General features: G+C 40.6%; 19 protein-coding genes. 13 read left to right on the top strand and 6 right to left on the bottom strand.

What is annotated here, in order from left to right:
* Positions 1-9 precede the first annotated feature (9 nt).
* Positions 10-2847 carry a DEAD/DEAH box helicase gene (locus C7H19_RS19370; RefSeq protein WP_106458574.1) on the bottom strand — a complete coding sequence of 946 codons (2838 nt, stop codon included), beginning with the start codon at positions 2845-2847 and terminating at the stop codon, positions 10-12.
* A 308-nt stretch (positions 2848-3155) separates the two neighbouring features.
* Between C7H19_RS19370 and C7H19_RS19375 the strand changes: the two genes are divergently transcribed.
* Together C7H19_RS19375 and C7H19_RS19380 are read left to right on the top strand one after the other, a co-directional pair.
* Positions 3156-3377, top strand: a complete 222-nt coding sequence (locus tag C7H19_RS19375; protein ID WP_106458575.1) for a hypothetical protein — start codon at positions 3156-3158, stop codon at positions 3375-3377.
* A gap of 142 nt (positions 3378-3519) precedes the next feature.
* Complete coding sequence (locus tag C7H19_RS19380) at positions 3520-4488, top strand: hypothetical protein (protein WP_106458576.1); 969 nt, start codon at positions 3520-3522, stop codon at positions 4486-4488.
* A gap of 82 nt (positions 4489-4570) precedes the next feature.
* Here the strand turns inward: C7H19_RS19380 and C7H19_RS19385 are convergent, their stop codons facing one another.
* The 4 genes from C7H19_RS19385 to C7H19_RS19395 form a co-directional block, all read right to left on the bottom strand.
* The gene (locus C7H19_RS19385; protein ID WP_106458577.1) at positions 4571-4804 is read right to left on the bottom strand and encodes a hypothetical protein; all 234 of its coding nucleotides are present in this window, start codon (positions 4802-4804) and stop codon (positions 4571-4573) included.
* Positions 4805-4906: 102 nt separating this feature from the next.
* Positions 4907-6028, bottom strand: a complete 1122-nt coding sequence (locus tag C7H19_RS19390; protein WP_106458578.1) for a site-2 protease family protein — start codon at positions 6026-6028, stop codon at positions 4907-4909.
* Between the two features lie 156 nt (positions 6029-6184).
* Positions 6185-6334: a hypothetical protein gene (locus tag C7H19_RS25855; RefSeq protein ID WP_181280672.1), complete on the bottom strand. Its 150-nt coding sequence runs from the start codon at positions 6332-6334 to the stop codon at positions 6185-6187.
* A 33-nt stretch (positions 6335-6367) separates the two neighbouring features.
* The gene (locus C7H19_RS19395) at positions 6368-6799 is read right to left on the bottom strand and encodes a helix-turn-helix domain-containing protein (protein WP_106458579.1); all 432 of its coding nucleotides are present in this window, start codon (positions 6797-6799) and stop codon (positions 6368-6370) included.
* 238 nt (positions 6800-7037) lie between these two features.
* On the opposite strand from C7H19_RS19395, the gene C7H19_RS19400 reads away from it, so the two are divergent.
* From C7H19_RS19400 to C7H19_RS19430, 7 genes are all read left to right on the top strand, one after another.
* Complete coding sequence (locus tag C7H19_RS19400) at positions 7038-7220, top strand: hypothetical protein (RefSeq protein WP_106458580.1); 183 nt, start codon at positions 7038-7040, stop codon at positions 7218-7220.
* The gene (locus tag C7H19_RS19405) at positions 7217-8134 is read left to right on the top strand and encodes a hypothetical protein (protein WP_106458581.1); all 918 of its coding nucleotides are present in this window, start codon (positions 7217-7219) and stop codon (positions 8132-8134) included. Before C7H19_RS19400 ends, C7H19_RS19405 begins: the two co-directional genes overlap by 4 nt.
* Positions 8127-9473 (top strand): replicative DNA helicase, encoded by a 1347-nt coding sequence (dnaB, locus tag C7H19_RS19410; protein ID WP_106458582.1) that lies wholly within the window; start codon positions 8127-8129, stop codon positions 9471-9473. Before C7H19_RS19405 ends, dnaB begins: the two co-directional genes overlap by 8 nt.
* A 5-nt stretch (positions 9474-9478) precedes the next feature.
* Positions 9479-10273 (top strand): hypothetical protein, encoded by a 795-nt coding sequence (locus C7H19_RS19415; protein ID WP_146136551.1) that lies wholly within the window; start codon positions 9479-9481, stop codon positions 10271-10273.
* A gap of 77 nt (positions 10274-10350) precedes the next feature.
* On the top strand, positions 10351-11178 hold the full coding sequence (locus C7H19_RS19420; protein ID WP_106458584.1) for a KilA-N domain-containing protein: 828 nt from the start codon (positions 10351-10353) through the stop codon (positions 11176-11178).
* A gap of 384 nt (positions 11179-11562) precedes the next feature.
* Positions 11563-12075, top strand: coding sequence for a DUF1993 domain-containing protein (locus tag C7H19_RS19425; protein ID WP_106458585.1), 513 nt, complete (start codon positions 11563-11565; stop codon positions 12073-12075).
* 132 nt (positions 12076-12207) lie between these two features.
* Positions 12208-12600, top strand: a complete 393-nt coding sequence (locus C7H19_RS19430) for a nuclear transport factor 2 family protein (protein ID WP_106458586.1) — start codon at positions 12208-12210, stop codon at positions 12598-12600.
* 239 nt (positions 12601-12839) lie between these two features.
* On the opposite strand, the gene C7H19_RS19435 is transcribed toward C7H19_RS19430, so the two are convergent.
* On the bottom strand, positions 12840-13031 hold the full coding sequence (locus tag C7H19_RS19435; protein WP_146136552.1) for a hypothetical protein: 192 nt from the start codon (positions 13029-13031) through the stop codon (positions 12840-12842).
* 88 nt (positions 13032-13119) lie between these two features.
* Between C7H19_RS19435 and C7H19_RS19440 the strand changes: the two genes are divergently transcribed.
* From C7H19_RS19440 to C7H19_RS19450, 4 genes are all read left to right on the top strand, one after another.
* Complete coding sequence (locus C7H19_RS19440; protein ID WP_245927652.1) at positions 13120-13215, top strand: ParA family protein; 96 nt, start codon at positions 13120-13122, stop codon at positions 13213-13215.
* A 150-nt stretch (positions 13216-13365) separates the two neighbouring features.
* Entirely contained in the window at positions 13366-14736 is a 1371-nt protein-coding gene (locus C7H19_RS19445; protein ID WP_245927648.1) for a phytase, read from the top strand.
* A gap of 26 nt (positions 14737-14762) precedes the next feature.
* Positions 14763-15038, top strand: a complete 276-nt coding sequence (locus C7H19_RS25860; protein WP_181280673.1) for a hypothetical protein — start codon at positions 14763-14765, stop codon at positions 15036-15038.
* Positions 15039-15205: 167 nt separating this feature from the next.
* Positions 15206-15988, top strand: a complete 783-nt coding sequence (locus C7H19_RS19450) for a ParA family protein (protein ID WP_106458588.1) — start codon at positions 15206-15208, stop codon at positions 15986-15988.
* Positions 15989-15990 lie beyond the last annotated feature (2 nt).

A 15990-nucleotide genomic window follows, 5' to 3' on the forward strand; every position in this document is an offset into this window, starting at 1 on the left:
TTTCCTCTTTTAAACCTCTAATCCCAATTCACCATATAACCCTGCTACTAACATGACGACTTCCTGCCTCATCAGTGGCAACAGGGCATTAAATGAAGCTCCTTCATTAGCATTAAAAACACTCTGCTTGAGTAAAATGTATTCCCACTCTTGCGGTTGGTCGATGCCTAGAGGTGGTGTGACTCTCGATGCAGATTTACACCATGCTACGGCCGCTTGTGCTTTAAGAGCAGTGTCAGATTGCGTCATCAGATGATCGCCTTTCGTCTCCAAGATAAACATTTTACTGGCTGTCTTGACGATAAAATCAGGTTCGTACTTGCGTTGTATCCCCCTGTCATCTCGATAAGCGATCGCTAATTCATGTTTCCTGTCTAACTTGGCAAAGGCCAACACTTCAGGAGAAGGAATTAGTAGTTTAGTCATAACCTGACGTTCAAAACCACCTTTTTCTGACTGCACCGCTTGATAGGGATAGATACAGCGCGGCGTAATCACCATATTTTTGAAGCGCATCAACAACCGAGGAACATCTGATAAACTACGCCATGTGGCACTCGGATGATAGAGCAGATCGTCAGTCGCTTTGGTGATCGCTGTCCTGATCTGATCACTGACAAAATTAATGACCTGCTGATTTTGCAATACTCGGTAATTATCGGGTTCGGTGAAGTCGATTTCTTTGGTAAACAAGCGACGGGTTACATATTCATCGACTAATCCAGTAATTTCAGTACACAAACCGCTTAGATGGGTGGTCTTCTTCGATTGGGTGACAGCGCGGGCCACTCGTTGCAGAAAGTAGAAATAGTCAAAATAATCGTTCTCTAGTTCCCATGTTTTCGCCTTCGTGTCCGTCTCTACATGAACATCGGTGATCATCGTTTTAATCGGCATCGATTTCTGAGTTTCAAATGGCACCATATAATGACCTAACTTCATCACATCGATCTCATGGAGCTTAGGCATCGGAATATCATCGTAAATCTGCACTGGCCATTTAATGTCATACTTATCGAGGCGATCGCTTTGAGCATCGACAGGCATTAAATCACCTGTAGCCTTCTTCGTAGAACTATCCCCAGAGGCGATCGCATAACCTTGCGCCCTCAGATAGTTTTCGTAAAAGTCTTTAAACTTGGGGTGTTCGACGAGAAAGAGGCAATCAAAAGCATTACTAGGGGCTTCACGATTGAGCAGTTGTTGACGGGCTTCCTCTTTCAGATCTTGAATCTGATCATACTCGCTCTTATAGGCAGGAAACATCAAACGCAATCCACGCCCGACAATTTGCTCTAATAACAGATCAGCCTCAGATGCCCGCAGCATGACGATGACACAGATATTAGTACGGTCAAAGCCTTCTCGCACTGATAGCACCGACACCACCACTTGAAGCGGTAGACGATCGTTATCAATATCATTTAACTTATTAGCCGCAGCTTCATAATCAGCCGTTTTAAGGTTGGAATGATAGACCACTGTGCGATCGCTGTCATAATAATCTCCATCTCGGTTTGCCAGCGTGTTGAAATAGTCTCCAACGAGATCAGCGACTTCTGTTTCTTCAGCTAGAACGAGCATGACAGGCTTACGGTCAATTCCCTTAGCTTTGAATTCCTCTGTTAGCTGCTCTAACTTCTCCTTGCCGATTTCTAACATGATTTTCTGGCCAGGAGACAAACCGAGAATTTTCCCTCGCCTCTTTCCTGTTGTGGGTTCTCGTTCGGCGCGGAAATCAAGGGCTTCTAGGTTGTAACCCTGACGCTGCTCTAAAAATAGCTGTTTAACCAATAGATCCGCCGAAGCTTGGGCGAGGTCATAATCATAGATGATGTGGGGAAAATAATCTTTACTGTCACCACTGCCATAGAAAGGTGTCGCACTAAAATCAATTTGTTGAAAGACTCTTTGCCCTTCAAGATGCTGCTCAATCTGGCGATCGTGCAAGAAAGTCATAAACCGCCGCCAAACTAACTCCTCATCTCGACCTGTATCTCTATTGGGTCGTCTAGTGGCGTGAACATGGTGCGCTTCATCATTGAGGATACAAAGATCAGGATATTGAGTCAGTAAATCAGCGATAATTTCTGCTTTTGGGATCTCCTCCCTTTCCCCTAAGAACGTTTCCCACAGTGACGGGTTATCCTTAGCAAAGCGAAATTGCTGCCAGTTCGTGACCACTAAGAAAGCATCATCGGTTAAAGTCAAATTTTCCCGAAAGTCGCTAGGGGTGTATAGCTCGAAGTGAAAGCGATCGCGCCATCTAGCCCCAGGCGGCACAAATAGAGGTAAGTTTTTTAGATCATTTTCGATTGAATAGATAATCCGCTTTTGTACTTCTTTTCCTGGCGTAACAATCAAAAATCGTTTAGTAAATCCTAGCGGAGTGGGACGCGGTTGACCCTCACCATCTCTTAGCAGTTCTCCATTTAGTGCATTGAAATAATGCCACACTAGCAGCGCATTGAGTACCCATGTTTTACCGCTTCCTGTAGCCATCTTCAAACAGTATTTTGGAAATGCGATCGCTTCTAATTCATTCCGTAACACTGTAGATTGAGCCGCTTCGGCCACTCTCGGATTATTAGGGGAAAACTCTTGATACAACTGATAGGGATTAGCAATACCTAAAATTTCATGACAATAGATGATTGTCTCTATGGCCTGTTGCTGGCAAGGATGAAAGTTAGCTCCATCCCGTTCTTCTTCAAACCAGTAGCTTAACAGTTCTGCGGTGGTACGAGTAACACCCGCCCATCCTGTATTACGCCATCCTACGAGATCTGCTTTTAATAAAGTGGGTAATAATAACCCGATCGTCCTAACCGTAGTGCTAGAGGTCATAAACTAGAGAGTTGCTTTTATCTCTATAATTCCCAACTAGCTTCGTAATATTGCTATTTGCAGTAATGCGTCATTAAATAGCTAACGTTTGCCCGTGAATGAATCCTCACTAAGATGATAAGTTCAATTAAAGTACATAAGTACATAAGCCCATAAAAAATATTTGTCAAAATTTTCTATGTAGTTTAATATGAAAGAAGGTTTAGAAAACGACTTACTTAATGATTGAAGCCAAACCCACTAAAAGGATTACTTTTAGGGAAATTAGGCACACTCTTATAAATTGCGATTAAATAAATTAATAAATTATGAATGACTTATTAAGAGAGTTAGCAAGTTATGGTGTTAATATTTATGATCCAAGCTTAAGACAACTTTGTTATGAATATATCAATGATTACGAACGAATTAAAAAAGCTGTAGAAGCTTTGAAAGAAGCACTAGAGCAAAATCGTGTTCAAAACCCAACTGCATTTATTAAAGCAGCAATTAGAAATGGTTATGAACCATACGATTCTTCTGCCGCTTAATTGAATTACCTTATGAAAAGTGAGGCAAGCAGGATAAATTCTAGTCTTGCCTGTAGTTTTCATAATCAAACAAATAAATAATTTTTGGTTGGTATTAAACCCAAAACTTATAGATTATTAATCTATTTTATTATTTTTAATCATGAAAAACGAAACTTCTATTAAAATCACTGTAAACAATGGTATTTTAACAATTAATGTTGATGTTAAAAAATTCGTGGAAATTTTTAAGACAGTATTAACTGTAGCTGACAGCAAACTAAATAATATAGATTCATCAAATCTTAATAATATTAGAATCGAAGATGAATCTAAAATTGAATCTGATGAAGCACTAGAAGATATTTTGTTAAATTTTTTAAAAGGATTGCGAGAACTAAAAGGCGGCTTAGATTCATGGATTTTAAAAAAACGCTCAACATATATCACAATTCGTTCTAACTTGAAGCAGTATACATCTGGTAAAAGTGCAATTTATTACAGTATCGGACGAGATAGGCAATTATCACTTTCTATACATAATTCTATTATCGATAAAAATTTAATAGAAATTTTCACTTTTGATAATATTTTTGGCGATTTAGATTCTCATTCAACTTTTTATTATATTAATGATTTTTGTGAATATAATGAAAATTTAATTAATTATAGAAATAAAAATATTTCTGAGGCAAAATTTAAAATATTATTTGATTTTATTAGTAAAGACAATTCAAAACTAAAAGAATACTTTCTACTTGACGAAAACAAAAAGACAAATCTGTTAATTCTACCTCCAGTTACTAATATTATTTTGTACGAAAAATTAATAGAAGAAATAAGTAGCGATGCTCGTCTATTTTATTCTCCAGAAAAAACAGAACAACAGGTTGTCATAGAAACATTATCTCGGCTTATAAAATTTCATGAAAATATGGATGATGACTTAATTGACTACACAGGTTTTCTTGAGCAATTAACCTTAAAAGAAATAGCTTTCCCTACCGATCATGAGAAGCGGTTTCCAGGAACAAAACGGATAATTTTTAGAAAACAAGATTCTCTTAAAGATTTTTTAGAAGTCATTAAAAACGATTTAGAAGATTTCCTTGAAACTAATGGTGTTTTTTAAAACTAATGATATTGTTCTATTGCTATTTAAGAACGCAGTGTCGCTTTTTTAGTCTTTGAAGAACGCGATCGTCATTACGTCATTAATTTAAAATATCCAGTACATCTTTCAATTCAATCTGTTCTGAAGGCAAGTTTAGAGAATAACCAAGCTGTCTCGCTCGTTCGGTCATCTCAAGAGAAAAGAAATCTGGCCCAATAAAGTTATGACAAGTTGCCCAGTAAATCGGGTAGTTATCACTATCATTTGAAAAACTCTTTTGTGAGAAACATTTTTCATCGTGGCTCACAATGTTTTGGCTTCTGAGCGCGAACATAAGCCTCTTTTCCCTAATAATAACAAATTTAGGGGTATCACTTTTCCTCTGCGGAATGCAGTCGATGACACCCCAATGACAAGATTACAAGCTCAGTCGAGTTTAAGCGGTTTTAAGAAGTGCTTTTTGTTGCAATAAATTGATGACCGAAGCCTTTTCTAACAAGCCAACAACGATCCCATTTTCATTTACTACCGCTAACTGGGGAATTCTTTGCTGTTCTAGCAGTTTGACAACCTCTAATAAGGTTTGATTAGAGCGAACAGTTGTTAAAACTTGGTTGGGTTGTATTAACTCTTTAACTAGGATTTTTGTCCAATCAGAGGTCGCTACTTTTTTTAGATCATCTGTAGCGATCGCTCCCAGTAAATTGCCCGCTTCGTCAGTCACTAAGAACTTACTCCATTTATTCTGTCCAATCACATAATCGTTGGCAAAAGAACGCAAGTTTAGATCTTGGTTAACAATTGGACTATTAGGAATCACTGCATCTTTAGCCGTCAATCCATTCATCGTTTCTTGAACTTGGGCTGATTGAGCAGAACTTCCTGCATTTTGTAACAAGAAGAAGCCAATCAATACTGTCCAAAAGCTACCAATGGGACTTAACCCAACAACAGCTAATCCGCCGATTATGATCGCTAACCAACCGAAAACTTGACCGACTCTACTGGCAAAAATAATCCCTTGATTTGGATTACCTGTAATCTTCCACACTAAGGCTTTGAGGACGTTTCCACCATCTAAGGGTAAGCCTGGGATCAGGTTGAATAATGCTAATGCTAAATTAATTGAAGCGAGTAAAGAAATGATCGCAGCGATTGGTAATGGCAGCGACACATTAACGCCAATTATTGTAAATAGGCCAAAGAGGAGCAAGCTGACGAGGGGGCCGGCAATAGCGACTGAAAAAGCTTCTAATGGTGTTTCTGATTCTTTTTCTAAGCTGGCTAAACCACCAAAGATAAACAAAGTAATGGATTTGACTCCAATTTTTTGAGAGATAGCGACCAAGCTATGACCCAATTCATGGGCAATTACTGAAGCAAATAATAACAGTGCGGTCACTAAGCCTAAAATCCAAGGAGTAATGCCGCCGAGTTGAGGAAATACAGCAAGCTCTCCTCCATAAGTCAACGTGACTATCCCTAGCACGATAAACCAAGAAGGACTCACATAAAAAGGAATCCCAAATAAATTACCGACACGTATGTTGCCGTTCATCGGACAATCTCCTAATCTAATGTTCGCTCTTGCTTTACTTAAAATTGTAACGAAATGTAAAATTTATGAGAGAAAGAAATAGTAGTGAAAGCCGCACCATTATGTCAGTTTTGTCAGTCAGCCAAAGAAGGTAGCCATTTCAAGCTATCCATTTTTTTATTTAACTTCTGCCTTAGACGACTGATATTCAATCCACAGAGCGATCGCTTTCAGCATTTTTTCCTTATAATCCGGCGGTAATTCATCAAACTTTTTCGCCATTTCTGGCACTGTTGCATCGACTGGAAAAAAAACACTGCTCGCCATGTTTTGTCCTCTGTGAACCTTTGTTAAAAAAGGTTAAGAAACCATAGCTTCTTTATACATCTTTGACGATTTTGATTCATGCGGGGATTTACGGAGAGAAGCAGAGTTTTCTAGAGTTTTGTTGGCTTCCTCCTGAGATAAATTATCAGCAAAAGCACTAATCAGCGCGGCGAATTGACTGTTGCCCATCACTTGAAGTAAGTCTTGTGGCTCTGCATTCTCTACGATCTGCTTCAAAGAAGGACGACCAGTATAACCTGTTAAATCTTCAAAAAAATTCTGTTCAGCCCCTGGTGAAACGCTTTCCATTGCTTTTATCATTCGCCAAAGTGTGTCTGTCGTAACATCTCTTTCACCACTCAAAAACTTGGAAATGTGGTTTTGACTTATACCTGTTACATCGGATATTGCTTTTCCTGTAATACCCCTTGATTCTTTAACTTTCTTAAAGATTTCTCTGAACATATGGCAGAAATCTACTTATAAGTGTATTTTTATTATATATTAACTTATGCGTTATTATTTATTTTCCTCTAACTCTATTATGCGCGACAAATCGAAAAAGCAAAATGCCTGAACCCTGTTTTGATACAAATCCTAACTAGACAAGCGATCGCTTATCTTTTGTACACGTTCTTTTCAAAAAAAACAAGCCCCAATCTGGTTAGGGAACGGGGCAACTAATTCAAAAAACATCTCTATCATGACACAGACTACATTCATACAGATCCCCCTAGAGTTAATTAAATATGTTCGATCGCTCTCTCTTGATGGAACTCAATACGATTTACTCAGTTCTCAGACAGAGCTAGAAAAGCTGACCGATGTAGAAGCTGCCTGTTTTTCATTCAATGTATTTGTCACGGGTGAGGAGGTGCAGGGATGAATATTAAAGTGAAATTTTATCCTCTTACCCCAGAAATAGGACGCAAGCTGAGAAAAGCTAAATTGACGGCGGCTGAATGGCGAATTTGGTCTTATTTGGTAGAGCTTGACCCTTGGGGCGACCATTACATTGATGTCAGAACCTTCACTATCATGTCTGAGTGCGACGTAAGTAAAGCGACAGTTTACAGAGCGATCGCTAAGTTCCAAGAGCTTGAACTGTTCGACTTTCAAGATAAAGGTTTCAGCATCAAAAACCAACAGGGCATCTCAAAGTTGACACAATCTGCACCCTCAGACGAGCGAAATACAACCTCACCAAAAAAGTTAAGAAAAGGTTATCGCAAAAATGAGACTGAAATTTCAAAAATGAGACTTGATTCTCAAATCTGCGAAACGAGTCTCAAAAATGAGACTGAAATTTCAAAAATGAGACTTGATTCTCAAATCTGCGAAAATCAAACCCCAGAACCCTTGCCTGAAATGGTTTCTAGCTCTCCTCAGACTATTCAGACTTATTCAGACTTTAAAAAGACTCTCTCAGAAGACGAGCGAGAGAGATTTTTTGATTTTGTAAAGCAACAAATTAAGAACTTCCGCGATCCAATCAAGGATCTCGAAGCATGGCTGGCTTGTAAAAACGCAGCAGGTCAAAATCGTTGGGAGGTGTATTACAAAATGTATCAACCTTCTCTCAAGAATAAAGTTCAAAATGAAGACTCACCATGCGTCCAAAATTTAGACGGCTCAAAAACAAAACGCCTGAGTATACGTGAAGAAATCGAGCAACAACGACAGAAAGTCCTAGATTATTACGCTTCTTTGCCTGAAAACGAGGAAAAACCCGAAACTATAGCCGATAATCAAGCCTTAGAGGAAACCGAGCCACGTCAGGAGGAAAACCCTGATGTCTGACCGTTTACCTCCGCAAAACATCGAAGCTGAAGAAGCGATTTTAGGTGGTCTTCTTCTTGATCCAAAAGCCTTAGACCGCATTGTCAATGAACTTCCCCCCGATGCGTTTTATGTTGAAGCTCACCGCAAGATTTATCAAGCAGCACTTGCCCTTCATCGAATTGGGCAACCCACTGATTTGATGACCGTTTCGGCTTATTTAGCAGATTTTGGGGAACTCAACTGGATTGGTGGATTAGGACGGCTGGCGCAGTTGGTAGATCGTACTGTTTCAGCCGTGAACATTGATCGCTATGCGGCTTTGGTGATGGATAAGTATCTACGGCGTGAACTGAGTCGAACGGGAATGCAGATCCATGATCTAGCTCATGATATGACGAGTGAGCTTAATACAGTGTTATACCAATCTGAACAACAGTTATTTCAAGTGTCAAATCGAAAACGGTCATCAAAAACACAGTCTAATCTCGATGTAGCGATCGCGGCTTACAACGAGCTAGAGAACGAAAATCCCATTTATCCCACTGGAATCTATGATCTCGATGAACTGATTGCAGGATTTGAGCCAGGAACGCTGACAATACTTGCAGGACGACCATCTATGGGTAAATCTTTCTGTGCGATGTTCCTCACTTTACAGATGATCATCAAGCATCAGTTACCTGTAATGTTTTTCTCGCTGGAGATGACGGCGAAACAGTTAGAGTATCGGCTGTGGAGTTTGCTGAGTGTTCATCCTGCTTACCATGATTTTGCTCTTGTTCCGTTGATGAGCGATCGCATACGACAACATCGGGCTGGAGCGAAGAAATTAATTGAGCCAGAGATGGATACGATTACAAGAATTATGAGCTTTGCTGCTGATTTACCGCTTTACTTCAACGATGACCGAGGGATTACTGTTAGTGGAATGGCTTCAGAATGCCGTCGTCTGATTAGTGAAGGGAAAAATCTAGGCTTGGTGGTGGTGGACTACTTGCAAATGATGGCAGGTGATACTAGAGAGGGCAATCGAAGTTATGAACTCGGTGATGTTGCTCGTGAGCTTTATAAGATGGCAGGAGATCTTAATGTACCAATTCTCGCTTTAAGCCAGATCTCACGAGCGGTAGAAACGAGGAATAATAAACGCCCTTTGATGTCGGATCTCAGTCAGTCGGGAATCCTTGAGATGGTTGCTGATAACATCATCATGGCTTATCGAGATGAATACTATAACCCTGATACACCAGACCGAGAGGTACTAGAACTGATTGTCAGCAAAGCCAGACACGGCAGCACTGGTACGGTGAAGTGTCTGTTTGAACCGTCCTATGGTCTGATTAGAAACATGAGGTGATGGTCATGAAAGTAGGCGATGCCACAGAGTGGGGACAATTGCACTCAGAAAAGCCTTCTAGAAGTCCCAGTTGTGCGAGTCAAATCATCAGTGTGTCTGACGGCTGTGGTGTTTGCAGTTCGTTACTAGGGGATATAAAAAACAGCCCCAGTAATAATGATTTATCTCAAGATTTACTAGGGGAGAAAAACAGCCCCAGTAAAATAACTAATCATTTAACCCCTAGTAATACTAGCCCCAGTAAAAGTAAACGGGATTGGGGCGAGGGGAATGGTTATATCGAGTGGCGCATTATTACTCGAAATGGCAAGGACTATCCACAGGCTTACTATCACTGGAAGGAGGGAAATAAGAAACGCAGTAAATACATTCCGAAGCATCTCATCGAACGAATAGCGATCGCTGAGGCACAGAAGCGGCCTGTAAGCGAAATATTAGAGTTGTTGAGGGTGACGCTAGAACCTGAATCGAAATCGTTACTAGGGGAGAAAAACAGCCCCAGTAAAAGTAGTAATACTGTGACCCCTAGTAAGACTAGCCCCAGTAAAACAAGACGAGTCAAGGGTGAAGGATCGGGTTCGATTCACTGGAAACCCTGTAAGCGCAAGGATAAGGCTACTGGTCAGGTTATCGGGGAATATCTACAGCCTTGGTATCATTACGAGATTTGGGAAGAAGGTGATCGGTTAGTAAAGAAAACGGCTTATATACCGCAGAGGTTATTAAGTGAGATAGAGAGAATGGAAGAGGAAAAAGCCCCGATTAGGGAAATTTTAAGAGTTTTAAAGGTTAATATTTGAGAAAATAGAGTAATAGTAAAAATGTTCGGCAGTGCTGCGAACACCCCGAACACGGTAAACCTAAACAGGAGGCTTACATGAGTATCATAATTCATGAGACGAACGGCTTAGAAATTGATCAGCGTCGTGAGGATGGGTATATCAATCTAACTCAAATGGCGCAGGCGAATGGAAAAAAGCTAAATGACTATTTACGCTTAGAAACAACAAAAACATTTTTAGAAGAACTTTGTAAGGTTACGGGAATCCCCGTATCCAAGTTGATTCAGATTCGCAAAGGGAAACCAGCCAACTTACAAGGCACGTGGGGACACCCACAGATTGCGATCCACTGCGGTCAGTGGTGCAGTGCTAAGTTTGCCGTGTTAGTCAGTGGATGGGTGGTAACTTGGATGATGACGGCTCAAAATCCTATCCAACATACACAGCCTAAGTTTGAGGCACAAGAAACGATTAAAGCTTACACAGAAGGTATTCAAGCTCTTAATCGTGTTATCCATACAGCGATCCATCAGCAAACCAACCTGATTCGAGATTCTTTAGAACTGGTTAATAACGATATTCCTCCTATCACTTTTACTGCTTCTCGGAAGTCGGAAAATATAAATGAGCCTCAGATAGCTATTGACATTCAGCCATTAAAAGATGACATGACCGCCCCTACAGAATCTCCTAAGAGCGTCAGATCCAGACGGCAACAAGGTTATGGTAGTGGCTATATCTATTGGCGAACCTACAAAGGGAAGTATCATCAGGCTTTCTATCACTATGAGCTATGGCGTAATAGTGAGCGTCATGTTAAATCCAGCCGATATATCCCCAAAAAGTTAGTATCAGAAGTTCAACGACTTGATGAGGAAAAAGCACCAGTGATGGAAATTCTAAAGCTATTAGATACAGATTGAAGACTGATAGCGATCGCATAATCGCCCTTACAAGCATCGGGAGGAGGGCGATCAACTCAAAAAGGGAACGGCTTACAATCCGCAGAGGTTATTAAGTGAGATAAAAAGATTAGAGGATGAAAAAGCCTCAGTCAGGGAAATTTTAAAGGTTTTAAGAGTGAAGAATTGAGAAGATGAAGTATCAGGAACATCCATAGATATAATTTGGAGAATATCTCTAAATTTTCCTGATATCATTCCCTATAGGGTGAATATACCGAAAAATTCTTTAATTTATCCTATATAGGTTAAATAGACGGAGAGTTTTAGTATAATCATTAGTTAGGCTGAAAGTCGTTCTAGATGCAGCTAGGATACATAAAGTAAGTCTTGAGGGATCGCAAAATGCCAAGTCAGAATGTAGATTTAATCCGAACCCTCTTCCAAAGTCGCTTAACGACCCTTGAGCATCTCTTGAAGTCGGCTCAATCTCATTTTGGTGATGATGAGTCGTTCCTAATAAAGCGCATTGCGGCTGATATGTTTCCCTTCGGTACACAAATTGCTTTCACCTGCAATCAACCACGCAACTTTGCTCTCTGGTGTAATGGTAAACCTGCGAATAATCTAGATCCAGATGTCACATCTCTCGCACAGGCATACGGACACATCGCAAATACCAAGGAACTTCTTTTAGGTATTAATATTGAAGATGCAAAGCTAGCTGAGATGACGCGCATTTACGAGGGGCAGAGCCTCTACATTGAGTTGTCTGGTCATGCCTATGTCAATGAGTTTTTAATTCCAAACTTTTACTTCCATATGGTCACGGCTTATGGCATTCTTCGTATGGCTGGTGTGCCAATTGGAAAACGAGATTACATGATGCACTTGGTACCATTAATAAGAACGGAATAAAGCCTAATAAATCGGCTGGAACGGATTGTGGAGAAACCTTGGTGGTGTTGCAAAGGTTACTTACAGTCGCTCAGGCGGAACGTTGGGCTGCTTTCTTGTTTTAATGACATTCGTATTGGATGGTGAACAATTATGAGGGAAAATCAGCAGTTTCTGCAAAATTTATACGAAGCCTTCAACAAAGGCGATCTGGAAACAATCATCTCGGTGATGCACCCAGACGTGAAATGGGCGAACGGGGTAGAAGGCGGTTTTGTTTATGGACGCAATGCGGTGCGCGAATACTGGACGAATCAATATAAGGTGATTCAAGTGCAGCTTGAAACCTTAAAATTTGAGACAGATGAACACAATCGAGATGTCGTTACCACTCATCAAATCGTCAGAGATTTGCAAGGCAATTTGCTCTTTCGTGCAACAATTCAGCAAATCTTTACCATTGAGAATAGTTTGATTAGTCTTTATGAAATTGGCGGTACTGAAACAATTCAAGAAATGATTCATTCATACGAAAACTCCCAATGAGTAATTGGGAAGGCAGTTACAATTCGAGCCGTTGCTTTTACAGATCACAATGAAGAGGGGTTAGTAACTTCGGTCAGATTCTATACAGACACTTCACCGCTATTTGCATAATCACAGCCTAACAATCCGCTTGCACCCGACCGTTTAGAGCCTTTTCGCTGAGTCCAAGAGGTTACTAGCGGCGGGTGAACGGGAACGTTAGATCTAGTTCCTCCATAAAGCTTAATAGTCTAATACCTTTATAGGTTTAGAGTTTTTTGCAACTCCTCAATATTTCTAACCTGATTCCAATCTACATCAGCCGCTTTCAACAAGTCGATCGCTACCCCAATCAAATGCTGAGGATAAACCCGTTCAGCAGGTGGTACAAATTCAGTATTATTGTCCCTGACCAATGTTGCGATCGCTACTATTACCACAATGGAAGCCAATTCAAAAATTCACCAATTTGACACGCTAAAACTTAATTCAGGTACAATATCGTCAAGACAACCAGCATTCAAAGCCACTCATAAACAAATGTTGATCACTGTTGCTGGATTTAAAGGAGGAGTAGGAAAGACTACTACTGCTGTACATATAGCCTGCTATTTCTCCCTCGCTATGGTGATTTAGAGCAAATATCTCGACTCGGCGAGCAGTGATGCTCTTGGTACAAAAAGTCTGTGACGCTCAAAGAAGTCCGCGCACGTTTCTAGTTAAGTAAACTAATATTCATTAATTGAAAGATAATCCTTCCATAACATCCCTCGTTTAAGATTTTGGATGTTCCTACAAACATCATTAATTATGCGCGGCAAATACCAGTTGGTCTTGTTGGCTTTTCTAACAATTGCTCTGTCACTCTTCAATGACAAACGGGCGATCGCTACTGCTATAGTCATTCCAACAGTCGAAACTCCTGAAGTATTAGATGAAATTGTTTCACCATCTGGGGATGCAGACGATCCCGCGATCTGGCTTCATCCAACTAATCCAGCTTTGAGCTTAGTTGTCGGAACCGTTAAAGATGCAGGGCTGCGGGTTTATGATTTAGAGGGAAGCCTGATACAGACGATTTCCCCAGATAATATTCGCTATAACAATGTCGATCTGCTTTACAATTTCAATATAGGTGGTCAAAGTGTCGATCTAGCCATCGCTTCAGACCGTCGCAACGATACACTAGCCATCTTCAAAATCGACCCGACGACTAGACTTCTCGAAAATATTACCTCTCCAAATATCGGAACTATTTTCACTCCAGTAGGGGAAACTTCCAACGGGACAACTACTGCTTATGGATTAGCCACTTATCGCAGTCCACTTTCCAACCGTGATTACGTGTTTGTTAGCCAGAGAGAAGCAGGGACGATCGCACAACTAGAATTATTTGATGATAGCTCAGGTGGAGTTACTGCCAGTCTGGTACGGACGTTAACTTTACCAATTCCTCCAGGAGGTGAATTAGAAGATGCTCAGATTGAAGGAATGGTCGCCGATGTTGAACTGGGATATCTTTATGCCGGACAAGAAAACCGAGGGATTTGGAAGTTTTCGGCTGAACCACAAGGGGGAGAAACAGCAACCTTGATTGATGCAGTTAAACCAGAAGGAACTCATCTCGAAGCGGACGTAGAAGGATTAACAATTTACTATGGTTCGGACGGAACGGGTTACCTTTTAGCTTCCAGTCAAGGAGACAATACTTTCGCTATCTATCAGCGACAAGGAAATAATCAGTATCTCGATAGTTTTACAATTGGTGCATCAGCTACTATTGATTCGGTAGAAGAATCCGATGGTGCAGCCGTCTTAAATGTACCTCTAGGTGAGCAGTTCCCTTTTGGTTTGTTTGTCACCCAAGATGGTTCTAACGCGCCAGAAGTGCCTTTCTTCGATGAAGAGGATCAGGAGTTCGTTAATGTCAGTAGCAATTTTAAATATGTTGCTTGGGATGCGATCGCAAATACTTTCTCTCCTGATTCTTTGTTAATTGAGCCAAGTGGCTTTGACCCTCGTCAACCAAATCGTCAACTCATCTCGGCGATTCCTGAATCCTCTATATCGGGTTGGGGTTGGCTAGTCTTGCTAGGATTAGGATTTGTCTCTCGTTGCTCTTTAAAGGTGAAAATCATCAGACCAAATCGCTTCTAGGAAAGTTAACTTAGATAAATAATTGAATGATCACAGTACGAGCGATGTATTGCCCAATGGGTTTGGATTGCCAAGTTATGACGGGACAGAATTACAACTGCTCCAATGCTTCAGAGTGCCTCGAACATTCGAGGAAAAACTCGATGGTTAAAACTGTGTTTTTCTTATTAAATCAGCAAATGTGTCGCTTAGAAGATATTAAAGTTAATGAACAACCTTTAACTGAACTGCTGGCAGAATCTAACCAAGATTTAGAGTCTTTTTTAAGTAACCTAAATTCATTCTCGGTTGGTGGTATGTAGGAGAACTTAATAGACAACTCATGCACGGCAGGAAAAAAGCAGTAAGGAACGCATTGACCAAATAATTAGTCAAGACGTAGAAACTAATAGACATATTTTTGTCTTTAAGTCCTGACATCAAGACATATTGCTGTCATGTAGTATTGAAGATATGACACACAAGCATTATGAAAACGATCGTTATTGCCTCTCTCAGTGGAGGACAAGGTAAAACAACCACTGCTTTTTTCTTAGGGAAGCTGCTTAGTCAGTCGGCTAAGGTGTTATTTGTCGATGCAGATCCTCAGTCCAATCTGACTTTTTTCTTAGGTCATGAAGTTGAAGCCAACGCGCCGACTCTACTGGAGTTGATTAAAGCTTTAGTTGAACCCGCCGAAGCCGTTTATTCGCTGTCCAATCCTAATCAGTTTCTCATCCCTGCTGACGATGGATTGAGTAATGCTCAAGAGTATCTGGCATCTAGTGGTATGGGCGCAGTTGTCCTCAGAACAAGATTAAAGAAACTCGCTCAATATTTCGATTACTGTGTTGTCGATTCGCCACCAGCGAGAACTCAGATCAGCATCGCTACCGTCGGTGCCGCCGATTACCTTTTAATTCCCGCAGAAGCTTCAACCAAAGGGGTCAATTCTTTCATCCGTACTCTTGAGCTAGTACAAAGTCTTGAGAATCTGGGAGCATTTACAGGCTCGATTCTGGGTGTCGTTCCATTCCGTGATAAGTGGTTTGGACGCTCTCAGTCTAAGGATAGTGCTAGTGCGATCGCAGCGATGAAAGAAGTCGCACCACAGTTACAGATTTTTCCCTCAATCTTAGAAAGTGAACGCTATAAACAAGCACTTAATCAAGGAATGTTACTTAATGAATTGGGGTATGAAGAATTAGAAAACCCTTTTAAAGCGGTAACAAAAGCATTAGAAATCAAATCGTTGTATGTAGTGGAGAAATAATT

Origin of the sequence: Aphanothece hegewaldii CCALA 016, from assembly GCF_003007785.1 — a bacterium.
GTDB lineage: Bacteria > Cyanobacteriota > Cyanobacteriia > Cyanobacteriales > Microcystaceae > Chroococcus > Chroococcus hegewaldii.

Coding starts and splice junctions, on each gene's coding strand:
- C7H19_RS19370 (WP_106458574.1), bottom strand. CDS start 2,847: ATGACCTCTAGCACTACGGTTAGGACGATCGGGTTATTATTACCCACT.
- C7H19_RS19375 (WP_106458575.1), top strand. CDS start 3,156: ATGAATGACTTATTAAGAGAGTTAGCAAGTTATGGTGTTAATATTTAT.
- C7H19_RS19380 (WP_106458576.1), top strand. CDS start 3,520: ATGAAAAACGAAACTTCTATTAAAATCACTGTAAACAATGGTATTTTA.
- C7H19_RS19385 (WP_106458577.1), bottom strand. CDS start 4,804: ATGTTCGCGCTCAGAAGCCAAAACATTGTGAGCCACGATGAAAAATGT.
- C7H19_RS19390 (WP_106458578.1), bottom strand. CDS start 6,028: ATGAACGGCAACATACGTGTCGGTAATTTATTTGGGATTCCTTTTTAT.
- C7H19_RS25855 (WP_181280672.1), bottom strand. CDS start 6,334: ATGGCGAGCAGTGTTTTTTTTCCAGTCGATGCAACAGTGCCAGAAATG.
- C7H19_RS19395 (WP_106458579.1), bottom strand. CDS start 6,799: ATGTTCAGAGAAATCTTTAAGAAAGTTAAAGAATCAAGGGGTATTACA.
- C7H19_RS19400 (WP_106458580.1), top strand. CDS start 7,038: ATGACACAGACTACATTCATACAGATCCCCCTAGAGTTAATTAAATAT.
- C7H19_RS19405 (WP_106458581.1), top strand. CDS start 7,217: ATGAATATTAAAGTGAAATTTTATCCTCTTACCCCAGAAATAGGACGC.
- dnaB (WP_106458582.1), top strand. CDS start 8,127: ATGTCTGACCGTTTACCTCCGCAAAACATCGAAGCTGAAGAAGCGATT.
- C7H19_RS19415 (WP_146136551.1), top strand. CDS start 9,479: ATGAAAGTAGGCGATGCCACAGAGTGGGGACAATTGCACTCAGAAAAG.
- C7H19_RS19420 (WP_106458584.1), top strand. CDS start 10,351: ATGAGTATCATAATTCATGAGACGAACGGCTTAGAAATTGATCAGCGT.
- C7H19_RS19425 (WP_106458585.1), top strand. CDS start 11,563: ATGCCAAGTCAGAATGTAGATTTAATCCGAACCCTCTTCCAAAGTCGC.
- C7H19_RS19430 (WP_106458586.1), top strand. CDS start 12,208: ATGAGGGAAAATCAGCAGTTTCTGCAAAATTTATACGAAGCCTTCAAC.
- C7H19_RS19440 (WP_245927652.1), top strand. CDS start 13,120: ATGTTGATCACTGTTGCTGGATTTAAAGGAGGAGTAGGAAAGACTACT.
- C7H19_RS19445 (WP_245927648.1), top strand. CDS start 13,366: ATGTTCCTACAAACATCATTAATTATGCGCGGCAAATACCAGTTGGTC.
- C7H19_RS25860 (WP_181280673.1), top strand. CDS start 14,763: ATGATCACAGTACGAGCGATGTATTGCCCAATGGGTTTGGATTGCCAA.
- C7H19_RS19450 (WP_106458588.1), top strand. CDS start 15,206: ATGAAAACGATCGTTATTGCCTCTCTCAGTGGAGGACAAGGTAAAACA.